At 54.6% G+C, this 16498-nt stretch carries 12 protein-coding genes; 3 read left to right on the top strand and 9 right to left on the bottom strand.

Annotation, left to right across the window (positions count from 1 at the left end; translation table 11 throughout):
• Positions 1–119: 119 nt before the first annotated feature.
• The 4 genes from HUF19_RS15510 to HUF19_RS15495 form a co-directional block, all read right to left on the bottom strand.
• On the bottom strand, positions 120–3257 hold the full coding sequence (locus HUF19_RS15510) for an efflux RND transporter permease subunit (protein WP_260997467.1): 3138 nt from the start codon (positions 3255–3257) through the stop codon (positions 120–122).
• Positions 3258–3274: 17 nt separating this feature from the next.
• Entirely contained in the window at positions 3275–4537 is a 1263-nt protein-coding gene (locus HUF19_RS15505) for an efflux RND transporter periplasmic adaptor subunit (RefSeq protein WP_260997466.1), read from the bottom strand.
• Positions 4538–4589: 52 nt separating this feature from the next.
• On the bottom strand, positions 4590–5930 hold the full coding sequence (locus HUF19_RS15500) for a TolC family protein (RefSeq protein WP_260997465.1): 1341 nt from the start codon (positions 5928–5930) through the stop codon (positions 4590–4592).
• A gap of 88 nt (positions 5931–6018) precedes the next feature.
• Entirely contained in the window at positions 6019–6387 is a 369-nt protein-coding gene (locus tag HUF19_RS15495) for a hypothetical protein (RefSeq protein WP_260997464.1), read from the bottom strand.
• 215 nt (positions 6388–6602) lie between these two features.
• Here HUF19_RS15495 and HUF19_RS15490 point away from each other — a divergent pair, with 215 nt between their 5' ends.
• Complete coding sequence (locus HUF19_RS15490; protein WP_260997463.1) at positions 6603–7004, top strand: hypothetical protein; 402 nt, start codon at positions 6603–6605, stop codon at positions 7002–7004.
• 723 nt (positions 7005–7727) lie between these two features.
• Here HUF19_RS15490 and puuE read toward each other — a convergent pair.
• Positions 7728–8639, bottom strand: a complete 912-nt coding sequence (gene puuE, locus HUF19_RS15485; protein WP_260997462.1) for an allantoinase PuuE — start codon at positions 8637–8639, stop codon at positions 7728–7730.
• Positions 8640–8839: 200 nt separating this feature from the next.
• On the opposite strand from puuE, the gene HUF19_RS15480 reads away from it, so the two are divergent.
• Entirely contained in the window at positions 8840–9442 is a 603-nt protein-coding gene (locus HUF19_RS15480) for a LysE family translocator (RefSeq protein ID WP_260997461.1), read from the top strand.
• 145 nt (positions 9443–9587) lie between these two features.
• Here HUF19_RS15480 and HUF19_RS15475 read toward each other — a convergent pair whose 3' ends face one another.
• The gene (locus tag HUF19_RS15475) at positions 9588–10652 is read right to left on the bottom strand and encodes a hypothetical protein (RefSeq protein WP_260997460.1); all 1065 of its coding nucleotides are present in this window, start codon (positions 10650–10652) and stop codon (positions 9588–9590) included.
• 22 nt (positions 10653–10674) lie between these two features.
• Positions 10675–11778, bottom strand: coding sequence for a hypothetical protein (locus HUF19_RS15470; protein ID WP_260997459.1), 1104 nt, complete (start codon positions 11776–11778; stop codon positions 10675–10677).
• A gap of 391 nt (positions 11779–12169) precedes the next feature.
• On the opposite strand from HUF19_RS15470, the gene HUF19_RS15465 reads away from it, so the two are divergent.
• Positions 12170–13483, top strand: coding sequence for a serine hydrolase domain-containing protein (locus HUF19_RS15465; protein WP_260997458.1), 1314 nt, complete (start codon positions 12170–12172; stop codon positions 13481–13483).
• A gap of 94 nt (positions 13484–13577) precedes the next feature.
• Here the strand turns inward: HUF19_RS15465 and HUF19_RS15460 are convergent, their stop codons facing one another.
• Together HUF19_RS15460 and HUF19_RS15455 are read right to left on the bottom strand one after the other, a co-directional pair.
• On the bottom strand, positions 13578–14861 hold the full coding sequence (locus tag HUF19_RS15460; protein WP_260997457.1) for an MgtC/SapB family protein: 1284 nt from the start codon (positions 14859–14861) through the stop codon (positions 13578–13580).
• Positions 14862–14872: 11 nt separating this feature from the next.
• Positions 14873–16405 carry a protein adenylyltransferase SelO gene (locus HUF19_RS15455; RefSeq protein WP_260997456.1) on the bottom strand — a complete coding sequence of 511 codons (1533 nt, stop codon included), beginning with the start codon at positions 16403–16405 and terminating at the stop codon, positions 14873–14875.
• Positions 16406–16498 lie beyond the last annotated feature (93 nt).

Here is a 16498-nt window from a genome sequence, read left to right as displayed (position 1 = left end):
CGCTCTGCGTGGGAATGCAACTGTACCAGCAAGGGCTACCACGCAGAGCGTGGGAGCCAGATGAAAGCAGAATATAAAGTAATGCATCCCGGTAAACCGGGATGCAGGATCAGAGGTTATTAATGTTCGCGCAGTTTCCACTGCGAGAAAAACGGATACAACAGCGGCAATACAAACAGCGTCAGGAAGGTCGCCGTTACCAGTCCGCCGACAATCACACTGGCCAGCGGCTTCTGAATTTCAGCTCCCAGTCCGTTTGACATCAGCATCGGAATTAATCCCAGCGCTGAGGTCAGTGCGGTCATTAATACCGGACGCAGGCGCGATAAGGCACCGTTAAATACGGCATCCTGCAGGGTATGACCGGCGGCAAAGCGCTGGTTAATACTCTCGACCATCACCACGCCATTTAACACCGCCACGCCAAACAGGGTGATAAATCCCACCGAGCCGGGCACCGATAAATACTGGCCGGATAACCACAGCGAAAAGATTCCGCCAATAACCGCCAGCGGCACATTCAGCAGAATCAGCAGCGCCTGGCCGACCGAGCCAAAGGCGAAATACAGCAGCAGGGCAATTAATCCTAATGACAGCGGCACAATCATCATTAAGCGTTGCTGCGCGCGTTGCTGATTTTCAAACTGGCCGCCAATACTGACGGCGTAGCCCGGTGGCAATTGCAGCTGGGTGTCGATGGCGTTACGGATATCGGCCACCACACTGCCCATATCGCGGCCTTCAACGTTGGCCTGAATCACCAGTCGCCGCTGCACGTCATCACGCCGTACCTGTGGCGGCCCGGAGGCAAATTCCACCGTAGCAACATCACCAAGGCGGACGATGGCACCGGAGGGTGAACGCAGGCGTAAATCAGCAATAGCGGCGGCGTTGTCGCGGAACTCCTGCTGCAGGCGAACATAAATATCGTAACGTTCGTTACCGTTAATAATCTGTCCGGCACTGGTGCCACCCAGGCCATCGCGTACCAGAGTCAGTACGTTATCCACCGACAGGCCGTAGCGCGATAAGGCATCGCGTTTGGGCGTAATTACCAGTTGTGATTCACCGGCAATCTGTTCCATGGCGACATCACGGGTACCGGCAATGGTTTTTACCAGGGTTTCGATCTGCTGTCCCTGCTGTGCCAGAACGTCCAGATCCGGGCCGAATAATTTAATGGCCAGCTGAGCGCGAACACCGGACAGTAATTCATCGACGCGGGTGCTGATCGGCTGGGAAAAGTTAAATAACAGACCGGGGAACACTTCGAGTTTTTCTTCCATTAAACGCTGCAGCGCCAGACGGTTATCGGCCGACTGCCATTCGCTGCGGGGTTTTAAGCCGATATAAATTTCGATATTACTGACCGGCTCCGGATCGCCGCCCAGTTCCGGCCGGCCGATACGGCTCATGGCGTAATTTACTTCCGGAAACTGCAGTAATAAGGCTTCCAGTTTCGGCGCAACACTCAGTGCGGTTTCTAAGCTGGCAGAGGGTGCCAGAGTAACGCGCAGGTTAATGGTGCCTTCTTCCAGTTCCGGAACAAACTCGGTGCCAAGGCGTGGAGCAATAATCACGGCGGCCAGCAATAATACTCCGGCCAGCAACATCACCCGCCGTGGAAAACGCAAAGCCTGAGTGAGCAGGTGGCGGTACAGTTTTTCCAGTGGCTGCAGTAAGGGGCTGGGTTTGGCGGTTACCGCTGTGCGGAACATAAAGGTCGCCAGTGCCGGAACCACAATCAGCGCGACCAGTACGGCGACCAGCATGGCGAGCATGATGGATATAGCCATCGGCTGGAATAATTTGGCTTCGACACCCTCAAAACCAAACAGCGGTAAAAACACCAGCAGAATAATACCGGTGGCAAAAAATACCGGGCGCGCCACTTCGGCAGCGGCTTCCTGAATACGCAGGCTGATGCTGCTTTTATCGGCATCGGGGTTGTGTTGCAGATGGCGGAACATATTTTCCACCATCACCACCGAACCATCGACCAGCATACCAATGGCAACGGCAATACCACCGAGTGACATCAGGTTGGCCGATAAGCCATACCAGGACATCAGCATCAAGGCAATGGCGACCGATATTGGAATCGAGATTAATACCAGTACCGTGGCGCGCAGATTCATCATAAACAGCGCCAGTACAATCAGAATAAATACAAAGGCCAGCGCCAGTGCATTGACTACCGTACTGACGGCCTGTTCGATTAATCCGGCCTGATCGTAAATAACCTCAAAGCTGACGCCTGTGGGCAATGCCCGATTAATCAGGGCAATCCGTTGCTGAATACCATCGATGGTGGCTTTGGTATTGGCGCCCATACGCTTAAGCACAATACCGGACACAACCTCGCCGCCGTTATTTTGATCACTGTTATTTTGATCATAGCTGCGGCTGAAGGTGACTGCGCCCTGACGGATTTCACTGCCGAAACTGACTTCGGCAACATCGGCCACGGTAACGGCGACGCCATCAATTACCCGCAACGGAATCTGCGCTAATTGTTTTAAACCCTGTTCACCACTGTCGAGCCAGCCGGTGCCACGGATCACCAGTTGTTCCTGACCGCGGTTTAAATACCAGCCACCGACATTACGGTTATTGGCTTCCAGTGCATCGATCACATCCTGCTGCGATAACTGAAACGCGAGCAAACGGTCAGGATTTAAATTCACCTGATACTGGCGCACGTCGCCACCAAAGGACAATACATCGGTCACACCATCGACCGGCATTAACAGCAGTTTTACCAGCCAGTCATTCAGGCTGCGCAGTTGCATCAGGTCGTAACCTGAACCGGATTCGGCCTGCAGTACATACTGGAATATCTGTCCCAGACCGGAAGTATTTGGCCCCATTTCCGGAATACCGGCACCCTGTGGAATAAATTCGCGCGCGGCCTGCAAGCGCTCGAACACCAGCTGACGGGCGAAATAAATATCGGTCCCTTCGTTAAATACCACGGTAATTCCGGATAAACCGGTTTTGGAAATGGAGCGCACTTCGGCCACGCCGGGCAGGGCGTACATGACCGCCTCAATCGGGTAGGTAATGAGTTTTTCCACTTCTTCGGCGGCCAGTCCCGGCGCCTCGGTATTAATGGCTACCTGCACGTTGGTAACGTCGGGAAAGGCATCGAGGTTCAGCTTCGGCAAAGCAAAAGCGGCAGCAATACATAAACTGGTGATGGCAATCAGCACCAGCAGGCGGTTAGCGACCGCCCAGCGGGTCAGTAACGTAAACATAGTTTTATCCCCAACCCTTAGTGATTATGCGGATCAAAGCCGCCTTTCGCCTGCTCGGAAGCAATAAAGAAAGCACCGGCGACGACGATGGGGTACTGAGATATCGGATGCTCAGAAAGTGCCGCATGGTCTTTGCTGCTGATTTCTATCAGGGCTTCTTCTGCTTTATTGGCGCTGCGTCCGGTCGTCCGGATAGTCCGTCCGCGCTCCACTTCCAGTGCTCTGAATTCACCCGGTGTACTTTCAATAAAAATCTGCCAGTCGCCATCGCTGCCACGCACCAGTGCGGTTTCCGGCACTAGGGTGATGGGGTTTTCTGAGCGGGTATAAAAATCGGCGCTGGCAAATAATCCGGGGTGCAGACGGTGATCGGGATTTTCGACGGTTAAACGCACGATACGGGTGCGGGTTAACGGATCGATGGTATGGGATTCATGGCTTATCTGTGCGCTGATATTCAGTCCGGCGACATTAAGCATAACGCGGGTATCGCGGGTTAAATGCAGCTCAGATTCTGCCGGTAAACGCGCTTCGGCCCAGAGGGTGGTTTCGTCGGTGATCTGCATTAATGCACTGCCGGCGGTTACACGCTGACCCTGCTGAAAATCATCGCTTAATACCAGCCCCGCAGTCTGTGCGGTTAACTGATATTCGCCGAAGCTGGCCGGGGTTAATTCGGCATCGGCATTCAGGCCATAAGCCGTTAAGCGTGCACGCGCTGCGGCGAGGGTATTTTCGGCCTGATTATAACGGGCGGCACCGGCGGCATTTTTACCGAGATTTTTTACCCGCTGCCATTCGGAGCGGGCACTGCGTAATTCCGCCTGGGCACTGGCAACACCTTCGCTGAATAAGGTCAGCAAGGGTTGTCCGGGTTGTACGTGATCGCCCAGTGCGACATGGCGGGTAATCACCACCGAATCGACCCGTGGAGAGACGACAAAGCTGCGGTAACCGTTGGCGCGGATTTCGGCCGGTGCACGCAGCGGAATATCGGTTTTTTCAGCAGGGATTATCCGGCTGATAATGCCGGCCTGCTGTATCTGTTCTGCGCTTAAATGCACGCTGTTTTCGTTGTCGTTATGTTCATCCTGGCCGTGTGCATGATCCGGATCATCGTCGTTGTGTGATTTGCTGACGGCTTCGTTATGGCCGGATGCATGGTCATGAGCATGATCATGTTCGCCTTCTGCGTCTGTGGCATAGCTCTGCAGCGGAAATATGAGAATAAAAGCCAGTAGCAGGCGCCGGGCAGTGCCCGGATGATTAACAGCAGACATTTTTTTTACGGACGCTGATTTTTTTACTGAAAATAGTGACAACATAATTTTCTCACTCTGAAATCTGATGATTGCTGCCAGTAGCAGCATTCTGGCTGTTGGCGTTTGCAGCGCTTAAAAAACGGCGGATAGTCTGGCTGTCGCTCAGCCATTGGATCTGTGCCTGACGATAATCACCGGTTAATTCAATACCGGCCTGCAGGCTGGCGGCCCATTGTGCGGAGGCCTGAATATAAGCACTGGTGCTGAGGTCGCCGTTGCTCCATTGCTGTTGCAGCAGTTGCGCACTGCGCTGGCCGCCATCGGGCATCAGCGCATGCCATTGTTCAACCTGACGGCGGTACGCCAGAACCCGGCTGTGGCTGGCGCGCAGCTGTTGCTGCTGTTGTTGCAGATTGGCATAGAACTCCGCTTCGGCCTGCAGGGTTTCGCCATCGGCTGCGGCCGCGGCCTGGCGGTAAGAGCTGCGTATATTGAGCGGTAAAGACAGGGCCAGCCCGAATACATCTTCCTCACCATTACGCCCGGCACTGACGCCAAGGGTTGGTTCGGCGCGCAGGCTGTCGCGGCTCAGTTGCGCGCGCTGCTGCTCGGCCAGCCAGAACAGCCGGGCGCTTTCACTCTGCGGATGCGACAGCGCCAGTTGCTTAAGCTGCGTATTATTTAATGGCTGCGCCGGTAATTGTTGTGCGCTGTTATCCAGCTGCTGAATTAATGCACTGAGGTGTTGCGGTTGTTGTTGCCAGTCCGGTAACAGGGCAGATAATTGCGCGGCAGCGGCGCTTAATTCCGCCTGGCTGGCGGCAATATCGGCCAACAGTGAGCTTTGCGCCAACAACGCCAGTTCGGCATCCAGTGCACTTAAATCACCGAGGCGGCGACGCTGCTGAATCAGCTGCGTCAGCGTCTGCTGTTGCTGCTGTAAACGCTGCATTAACTGATCGCGCTGCTGCGCACTCTGGTAACGCACAATGGCCGTTAATGCATCGGCCGTGGTTTGCTGCAGGCTTTGCTGATACTGCTGCTCCGCCTGTTGTTGCAGTAATTGCTGTTGCTGGCTGCGCGCTTCACGCTGATTCCACCAGTCTATTTTCTGGCTGATTTCCAGCGCGTAATTATTGTTACTGCCTTCCTGCTCCAGCCGGGTTTGTAACTCCGGGTTATACAGTGGCTGAGTGGCGGCTTCGCTCCATAATGCGCGGCTGTTTTTTTGTGCAAAAGCTGCTTTTACCTGCGGTGTCTGCATGATGCGGCTTTGCAGCCAGAGACGTGCAGCATCGTTATCCGGACTGCTGCTGTTTACCGCTTTGGGCGGATTTATGCTGTCTGACGCATACGCGGGTATGGTCAGGGTGCTGGCGATAAAAAACGCCATTACCGGGATAATATTCATGGGTTATTCCTGAATAAAAAATACGATAAGCCACCGGCAGTACAAACATCGGCACTGTTGGTTCGCGGCAGCGGTTAAACGCGGTTATTCAGGAAACAATCGGAGGGCGCAGGTGTGGGCTGAGGGCACGTACAATCATCGTGCGGGTGTAATCGTTGTGCAGGCTGCCAGTCTGGTTGGCGGCCGCCAGCGCATCGTTAACCGGTAAGGATAACGGTGTATGAGCATGACAATGACAGCAGTGGCTGCAGTCGTGCTGGGCCTGATTGTCGCGGTTCAGGCTATGGGAGTCATTGGCGAGGGTATCGGCCAGATCGTCATGGTGCGCGGGCTGGTGTTCGCTCAGATGATCGGCCGCAGAACGCTCGAAGGTTTCATGCACATCCGCCAACGCCGCAACCGACTGAAACAATGTCAGCAGTAATAAGGCGATATTTAACAGGCGGTTATTGCGCATAAATAAACAGCAGATGTATCAGTAGATACTGCGCATAGTAGTGCGGTGTTTAACCGGCGTCTACAGCGTGGCCGTCAGGAAATGTCACCGCCCTTCAGTTTTTTCGTTTATGGCCGATATAACGATTACCTTCACAGAAAGCACGGTTGTGGTTTGTTACCTGCTACCTGTTCGTAGTGGCCTGTTAACAGTCCCTGATGCTTAGGTGTGTGACTATGTCAGATATTCGTATATCCGCTGCCGGTTCGGTCAATAAGCCCGTGAGCAGTGAGCAGATTCAGGCGGAAAAGCCCGCAAAAACTGCGCTTACCAGCACCGATGCGCAGGGCGAAGCCGTGCATTTATCGGCTGCTGCACTGAATCAGTTACGTGCCGAACAGAGCGATACCCAGGCCAGTGAAGAGCATCCGCTCGACCGTATTATTAAAGACTTACAGGAACGTATTGCCGAAGTGCAGCGCCAGTTACAGGCGCTGGACGCTGTGACAAGCGAAGGCGAGGAAGCCGATGCCACCCGACAGGCTCGTCAGATATTGCTGGACGAGCTGGCGCAGTTGAATGCCGCGCTCAGCCAGACGCTGACGCAGAAGCTGGAGTCCCTGCGCCAGTCGGGTTGAGGTAGTCGTTTATTCTGCTGCTTTAAAAAGCTGATATTTACGTAATGCTGTTCACTTAAGTAACCAGCCAGCGCTGACTGCACTTGAACAGCCTTTGCGGGGCAAGCCCCTGCGCCCCAACTTGGAGATCTTATCCCCAAACCCCTGCTTTGCGCTTTCTGGCCCGTGATCCTTATTCACTCGGTTTTTACTGACCACGCGTATATCGGCCATCCGTGGCCGGATACGCTTGTCTGGCGTCCATGCCAGACAGATCGTAAAAATCATCGTTCATGGCGGCGGGCCCAGAGGCGCGGTTTATCCCAGCCGCACAATCCTATTTTATCGAACAGCAATGTCCGTTCTGAAAAGCCACTTAGCGGATTAATGAATGCGCCTGCAGGACGCCGGAATGAAGAGCACTGAGCCGGCGCGTCTCTGCAGGGATGCAGAGCGAGCGGATAGGGCCATGGATGGCCCATTATCCGCGTTGCCGTGACCGAGGTGGTCTGAATGGAGGAAAAAGGCCTGCACAGCGCGAAGCTGGGGTCGGCCCGCCGGCAAGGGGATGAGTTCCCCTGGGAGGCATTGGGCGTTTCAAAATGATTTAAAGCGTTAAGTGAACAGCATCATGATATTCACGGCCGTTATTGAAGCAATATCGGACGCTTAACTTTTATTCCTCGACGCTGTACGGATGATGCTTTCGCCCATGTCGGGGGCAATATCCGAACGTCTGACTTTTTATTCCTCAACGCCATACGGATGATGTTTTCTCCAGTGCCGGGCAATATCCGCGCGGCGGCATACCCAGACCTTATCGTGGCGCTGAATATAATCGAGAAAATCCGCCAGTGCGGCGGCGCGTCCCGGGCGACCGGCTAAGCGGCAATGCAGACCAATGCTGAGCATTTTCGGGCTGTCTTTGCCTTCGGCGTAGAGCACGTCGAAGCTGTCTTTTAAATACTGATAAAACTGCTTACCGCTGTTAAAGCCCTGATTAGTGGCAAAGCGCATATCGTTGGCATCCAGCGTATAGGGCACAATTAAATGCGGCTTGCCGCCTTCTTCCACCCAGTAGGGCAGATCGTCGGCGTAGCTGTCGGCGTCGTATAACAGGTCGGCCTCTTCACAGGCGAGGCGGCGGGTATTGGGGCTCATGCGGCCGGTGTACCAGCCTTCCGGGAAGCTGCCGGTCAGGCGTTTATGAATCTCCAGAGCTTCGCGGATATGGGCACGTTCAACCTCTTCCGGTACGTATTGATAGTCGATCCACTTCAGACCGTGGGAGGCGATTTCCCAGTCGGCTTTCAGCATGGCGTCCACCACCTGCGGATTACGTTCTAGCGCGGTGGCTACACCGAATACGGTTACCGGCAGCTCACGCTCGGTAAACATGCGGTGCAGACGCCAGAAGCCGGCGCGTGAGCCGTATTCGTAGATGGATTCCATATTCATATGGCGCACGCCTTCCAGTGCCTGAGCGCCGACAATTTCAGATAAAAAGGCTTCTGAGGCTTTGTCGCCATGGAGGATGCAGTTCTCGCCGCCTTCCTCGTAATTAATCACAAACTGCACGGCGATACGGGCCTTGTGCGGCCACTTTACGCTGGGGATATCGGCGCCGTAACCGATCATGTCGCGGGGGTAGGTCATGTAACACCTGAAAAGCTGACTGATTAGTCAGCTCAGTTTAGCGCTAAACCCGGCGACTTGGCAGCGGGCAAAGTGAGCATTTATGGATGACGCGCAGCGACCCGGAAATCTGGCGAACAGACTGTTGATAAAGTAATTATTGATATTCGCAGATCAGCACAGGCATATTGCGCCTCTTTCACGGTTTATTCAGGAATACCATGTCTCTGTTGTTGGCGATGTTATCTTTCTCGTTCGTGATGTCGATATCACCGGGGCCGGTGAATATGGTGATTCTCTCTTCCGGTGCCAGTTACGGCGTCCGCCAGACCTTTCCTTTTGTCTCCGGTGCCACTCTGGGCTTCACGCTGCTGCTGCTCTGTATCGGTCTTGGGCTGTATGAGGTCGTACAGCTGTTCCCGGATTTTCTGCGCTATCTGGCACTTGCCGGGGCGGCTTTCATTATTTATCTCGGTTATCTGATTGCGTCGTTGGCACCAAAGCTCAGCATCGAAAAGCATAAGCGGCCAACCTTTATTCAGGGCTTTTTATTGCAGTGGCTTAACCCAAAAGCCTGGATGGCCTGCATGTCGGGGGTGTCGTTATTCTCTGCGCCAGAGGGATACCAGCCGTTTCTGAGCTTTCTGCTGCTGTATTTTCTGGTGTGTTATGCCTCGCTGTTCAGCTGGTCATTGCTTGGCGACCGGGCGGCGCAGCTGCTTAACAGCGAAGCCCGTTTACGGCTGTTTAATCGTCTGATGGGCGGTCTGTTAATCCTGACTGCCTGTTTCCTGCTGTACGTGCAGTTTTCCGCCAGCGCTTAACTCCCAGCGCTTAACTCCCAGCGCTTAACTCCCAGCGCTTAACTCCCAGCGCTTAACTCCCAGCGCTTAACTCCCAGCGCTTAACTCTCAGGCGTAAAAAAGCAGACAGGCCGCAAAGCCTGTCTGCCGGTCAGGGTCTGGTTATTCAGTTAACAGAGTTGAATACCAGATTCGACATGGTCTGGTTATCCGAGCCCGGTACGGTGTTGTAGGTGCTCTTCCACAGCCACCAACCGCTGGTGGTGGTCTGGGTAGCAAAAGACACATTAACGCCCGGATTCAGGTTGTTGTTTACATAGCTCAGCAGTACGCCGCTCTGATTGCCGATGGTGCCGCCGTGGTGGGTATCGCTGCCCATCAGTACCGGATAGTGGTTGTACCAGAGAGAGTCAGGAGCGCTGACGCTGGTCTGCTCACCGTCGAGGGCGCGGTAGCCCACACAGCTGTCGACCGCTTTAATGGCATTACCACCGCAGGAAGAATGCAGGGACACAACGCCATCATCGGTACCCGGCAGGAAGCCACCGGTAGCACCCAGATATTCACTGCCACCGCCAACAAAACGCAGACGCGGTACGCTGTTCGGCGCCATCGCGGTCTGACGGGCAACCGCCGGACGCAGGTCACGCAGCACGCCGAGTTTTTCCGGGGTCACGGTAAAACCCAGCCAGGCGTTAACCGCGGCACGGATAGGGGCGGTCAGCCAGCTCTCGCTGCCGGCCACATCCAGCGCCAGATCGGCCAGTTCAGAACCACCACCGGCACCGGCAAAGTCGAATACCGCGAGAATATTCAGCGGCTGCAGGCCAGCGGCTTCGGTCCAGACATCCTGCTGATCGAGCATATAGCGCGTGACCAGATCACCGGTGGAATGGGTGACCAGCACACAACCGTTATTGCAGAAACCGGTGCGCGCCCATTGCATTACCTTGTTGTAGGCACGTTGTGCGGTGTCGGCGTTAAGGCGGCTTTTCGAACTCCAGTCGAGGCGGTCATCGGCATACTGGCCCCAGAACGCCGACCAGTAATTAGCACCGTCGCTGCTAACTTCCTGTGGGGTTACGCTGTCGCGCATCAGCTGGGCCGGTTGTAAGCCGTGCACCAGAATCACATTTTTACCAGCCATCTGTGCCTGCGCCTGGACGCTCAGCAAGGCGGCTGCGGTTAAAAAAACTGCGGTGATTGCCATCTTTATTTTTATCGTCAGCATTCAGTCTCTCCTGTGGTTTTAATTACTGGGGCGAGCCCAGCGATTGCAGAAATTGCAGACGTGATAAGGTCTGCTCATCCTGAAAAGGAATAGGTGAAAAGCGCGAGGGATCGACGTTTTTAACCGCGTAAAAATCATCGCGGCTGAAACCCCACTGCACCTCAGGGCCGGGTTTTTCCGGCATCTTGCGCAGTTGCAGATTGCCGATCCATAAATTCTGAATGCCGTCTAAGTTGTACAGCAGCGAGCCGTGTACGCGCAGTTCCAGCGTGCCGCTGCTACCTATCCGCCCTTTGCCCTGTAAATAGGCCAGTGGTTTTTTATCGGCATAGTGCAGGCTGGCGGCGAGCTTGTAGTAACCGGCGGCGGCCTTATCAATTTCGACCGGAATGACCAGTTCGTTGTCGTCGACATAGGGCGTGCCGGTACCGGTAATTTCGGCGACGGCGGTAAAGACCTGAAACGGCGCGCTCTGGCGCAGGGTTGAGCCATCGCTCAGCTGCAGCTCCGCCACCAGATTGAGTTCGGTCGGCCAGTTGTCGCTGCTGCTGAAGCGGGTTTGCAGGCGTTGTTCGCTGCTGTTGTTCCCCGCTTGGGTGTTCTGTGCCTGGCTGTTCTGTACGTCGGTCTGCGGCATCAGCAGCACGGCATTGTTGTTATCGCGTACGCTCAGGCTCAGGCCGCTCAGCTGGCTGAACAGTGCATCGTCTCCGGACAGGGTAATGTCGGCCTCTATCGGTTCTTCCTGACGGTAGCGGTAGGCCGACAACTGAATGCTCAGCTGGCCGGGCAGGCCGACCGTATTCAGGTCGCGTACGCTGTGAGCGCCGGCATTGGGCTGCAGCAACTCGGTTTGCTGGCTGCCCAGCGGCATGGAATAAGACGGATACTGGCTGCTGATCTGGTAGGCGGCGGCGACCTGCGTCATGGCTTGTTGCATGGCGGCTGGCAGAGGTTGCGGAGCCTGAATCACGGGGGCTTTCACAGGTTCGCTGCTGACGCTGGCGGCAACGATGGGTAAGGATTCCTGACTGACAATGGCCACAGGCTGTTGGCGCGAACCCAGTAACAGGCCCACTAACAGGACAAAGGCGATCAGCAGACCCAGAGATATCCAGACTTTCATGAGAGGTGTTCCGGCTGTTTTTATTGTGCCGGACACGTTAGGGCAAGGCGGCCTGATTGAAAAATAAGGGACTGGTACTTCGGTATAGCTTTGCAGTTGATACGTCTGACAGTCTGGCGCGAATCTTCCTCTACCCCGTGCTGTCAGCCACAGAAAAATTCAGCGGCAGCAGGATTGCTGAATTTTACGCATCAGTTGTCCCGTTGGGTCATAGTTATCAGAAAACTGCCGTAACCAAACACTACACGATGTAACAATATGCTGGCGTAATTTGCGGCACATATTGCTTGGCAGTGGGGATTTGCACTGTGTTGGTACAGATATCATTGTTGCTCTGTACTGATCATGTTATCCCTTCACTATCTCAGTACGCTCAGAAAGGATGTTACGTATGTTTGCATTGCAATCAGGATGGATGATTTTAGGCGCCACATTGCTGTTGGCTCAGCCGGCGATGGCGGCTCAGGGTAAGTACCCGGATGCCGTGGCCAGCGACCCGGCCAAGCTGGGCTGGATGGTCGGCTCGCCGCCACCGGCCGATAAACAACTGCGTTTTGACGATGGCAGTTACTTCCGCTTTCCGGCCATGCGCTGGAGCGTGGCAAACTTCCGCCAGCTGATGCCGACCGTTAATATCCCGCGCGGATTGGGCAATGCGCAGCCGCTGGTGCAGGCGGAAGATGCGGCCATTGATCAGCTCACCTTTATGCCCACCGGTGCGGATAAACCCATGAGCTGGGAAGCTTCTCTGCTGGCCAATTACACCGACGCCATCGTCGTACTGCATAAAGGCAAGGTGGTGTATGAACGTTACTTTGGCGTGATGTCGCCAACGGCGCAGCATGGCGTTATGTCGGTAACCAAAACCTTTGTCGGCACGCTGGCCGCCACGCTGGTGGCTGAAGGCAAGCTCAATGACAGCAAAACCGTTTCCCATTATGTGCCGGAGCTGAAGCAGTCAGCCTTTGGCAGTGCCACGGTGCGGCAATTAATGGATATGACCACCGGTATCCGCTTCAGCGAAGATTACGCCGACCCCAATGCCGAGGTGTGGGCCCATGCGGCGGCGGGTAATCCGCTGCCTAAGCCTGCTGACTATAAAGGCCCGCGTTCCTACTACGAATTCCTGCAAACGGTTAAACCCGAGGGCAAACACGGTGAAGCCTTCCATTACCGCACCGCCAATACCGACGCGCTGGGTTGGGTACTGGCACGGGTAACCGGTAAAAGCGTGGCGCAGTTATTGTCGGAGCGGATCTGGAGCCGGCTCGGCGCTGAACAGGATGCCTACATGAGTGTCGACTCTACCGGTACGCCCTTTGCTGGTGGTGGCCTGAATACGGGCATTCGTGATCTGGCCCGCTTTGGCGAGATGATCCGTAACGATGGTCGCGCCAATGGTAAGCAGATTATTCCGTTAAAAGCGGTGCAGGATATCCGCGCTGGTGGCAAGCAGAGCGATTTTGCCAAAGCCGGTTATCAGCAGTTAAAAAACTGGAGTTACCGTAATATGTGGTGGGTAACGCACAATGCGCACGGTGCTTTTATGGCGCGCGGCGTGCACGGTCAGGCGCTGTACATCGACCCCAAAGCCGGGATGGTGATCGCCCGTTTTGGCAGTCATCCGGTGGCCGGCAATGCCGCCAACGATGCCACCTCACTGCCGGCGTATCAGGCACTGGCGGAGTATCTGTTGCAGCGTTGAGGCTGCCTGCTGTTGTCATTAGTTTCTGATGAAAAAAACCGGCCAACAGGCCGGTTTTTTTATGGATGTTTTTCCTTCTGCATGCGCTACAGATTCAGGGTGCCATAAGCCAAAGGCTCAGAGCGCCAATAATCAGAGATAAAAGCATCGCCAGACCAACGCGGATACCCAGCGCCGGTTTGCCGATAACCATAGCAAGGCCTGCCTTAAACAGATTATTCACCGTAACTGCAATCAGAATACCGGTGGCTGCGACGGTCAGCGTCAGGCTGTCGCCGAGTGACATACGCGATAAACTCAGGCTGATGGCATCAACATCGGTAATGCCCGAAATCGCCGCCAGCAGATAAACCCCGGTGCTGCCCATTTCCTGCTGCAGCCATTCGGTCAGTAATAAAATAATGACCAGCAGGCCACCCAGAATTAACGCCGATCTTAATTCCAGCGGATTTTTGGCCAGATCCGGATGGCTGACGTCGGTTTTTGTATGACGCAGATTCATCACAATGGCGGGCAGATATAAAGACAGGGTCATCAGTAATACCGGCAGCCAGAGCAGGGTGATTAATTCGCGGTTAATCACCAGACAATAAAGCAAAATGCGCGGAAACATGGTGCCGCAGGCCAGCAGAATACCGGCCGCTAATAACGGCGCATTGGCCGGTGATGAGCGGGCAAGGCGGGAGAAATGCAGTGTGAGTGCGGTTGATGAGCTTAAACCGGCGAATAGACTGGTAAACAGCAGGCCACGGCGCTCACCAAGAATACGTACCGAAAAATAGCCAACAAAAGAAATCGAGGCGATCAGTACCACCATCCACCAGATTTCATAGGGATTGATCACGCCACCGGGGCCAAAGCCTTTATCCGGCAGCAGTGGCAGCATCACCACAGAAATCAGCAATAATTGCAGCGCAGCATCCAGTTCGTTTTCGCGTAATTTGCGCAGGGCACTGTGAATTTCGCTTTTGTTATCGAGAATAATGGTGGTGACCACGGCCGCCATAGCTGCGATCACGGTTTGACCAGCGGCCACCATGGCACCAAAACAGAAGGTCAGTAATAAACCCACCACACCGGTAATGCTGACGTTCTGATGATTAATGGCATAGGTGCGGTAACCGCTGATGGCCAGTGCCGCCATCACCAGCAGCATTGCCGGTAAAAACCAAGGCGAAATACTTTCTGACAACAGCACGCTGATACAACCGGTCAGAGCCGTCAGCGTATGGGTACGGATACCGGCAACCCGTGCGCCGGCTTCCTGTTCGCGCGATACCCAGCCACGCTGCAGCCCGATTAACGCACCCAGAGATAAAGCAATAAATAACTGAAATGCTGTTTGGGCGTGGCCATTAACGAATACCGATAAATCCATGTCAGTTTTCCTCAGGTGCCGCAGAAGGTGCGTAACACTTTTTCATCCGGCTTTGGCGGTTGTTCATAATCGGCATATTCTGCCTTGCTGCGGTATGGCTCGGCCAGTACCTGCAGCAGTTTTTCAAAGATGGAAAAATCACCTTCTTCAGCAGCGGCAATGGCTTCGGCCACGCGGTGATTGCGTGGAATAAAAGCCGGGTTTTTATTTAACATACGTTGCCCGGCGCTATCGCTGTCGCCACGCTGAATTAACTGCTGCTGCCAGTCGTCCAGCCAGTTATTAATATTCTGCAGTAGTGTTGTGCTGCTGCGGCATTCCGGCAGATTCAGCAGTTCCAGTAACGCCTGGCGTTCACTGTCTGGCTGACTGCAGTCGCTTAAGCGGCGGAAAAACAGCGTATAGTCGATACGTCCTTCGGCCAGCAGTGCCAGCAGGTTTTCAATCAGTGCCTGATCACTGTTTTTCAGTGCGGAAAAACCCAGTTTTTCGCGCATATGTTCAAGCCAGGCCTGTTGTTGCCATAAGGCAAAATCCTGCAGAATGGCGGTGGCTTTTCCGACTGCAATTTTCTCGTCGTCGTTAAATAACGGCAGCAGGGTTTCTGCCAGTCGCGCTAAATTCCATTGGCCGATAGCTGGCTGATTCTGATAAGCGTAACGGCCATTACGGTCGATAGAGCTGAATACCGTTTCCGGGTGATAAGCATCCATAAAGGCGCAGGGACCATAATCGATAGCTTCACCGCTGACGGTCATATTATCGGTATTCATTACGCCGTGAATAAAACCGAGCTGCATCCACTGGGCAATTAATTCGGCCTGCTTACGGCAGATGGCTTCGAATAATTGCAGATAGGCATCATCATCGCTGCTGTTAATGTGCGGATAATGACGGGCCAGTACATGGTCGGCTAATTGTTTGACGGCTTCGCCGTCGCGGCGCAGGGCAAAATACTGAAAGGTGCCGACACGGATATGGCTGGCGGCAACGCGGGTAAATACCGCTCCGGGTTCGCGGCCGTCGCGTATCACCCATTCGCCACTGCTGACCGCAGCCAGTGCGCGGGTGGTGGGTACACCTAATGCGTGCATGGCTTCGCACAGAATATATTCGCGCAGCACAGGCCCCAGCGGAGAGCGGCCATCGCCGCTGCGCGAAAATGGCGTGCGGCCGCTGCCTTTTAACTGAATATCACGGCGCTGACCCTGAGTATCGAGCAGGTCGCCGAGCAGAATAGCGCGGCCATCCCCTAATTGCGGATTTAACTGCCCAAACTGATGGCCACTGTAAGCCATCGCCAGAGGGGCGGCGTTGTCGGGAATTTCATTGCCGGAAAATATCTGTGCCAGTTGGTTGTCACTGTTGTTGTCGGTGGAGCAGGCGCTGTCGGCATTAAGCTCTATACCTAATTCCTGCGCGAGAGCGCTGTTAAAACGGATTAACGCCGGATTTTTTACCGGCGTTGGCAGTACCCGTGCATAAAAACGATCGGGCAGAGCGGCGTAGGCATTGCTGAAGGGGATATGCAGGGAAATAGACACGGCGCTTCCGGAATAAATAGGTGGGTTAGGGTCTTTTCAGACCCTAGGATATTCCGGCAGCGACTGTCTGGCCAGCCGCGGGTTAACCGCCCT

The organism is Thalassolituus hydrocarboniclasticus, from assembly GCF_025345565.1.
GTDB classification, from domain to species: domain Bacteria; phylum Pseudomonadota; class Gammaproteobacteria; order Pseudomonadales; family Oceanobacteraceae; genus Venatoribacter; species Venatoribacter hydrocarboniclasticus.
Note: the sequence above shows the minus strand (reverse complement) of the source record. Positions and strands in the feature narration are given on the sequence as shown.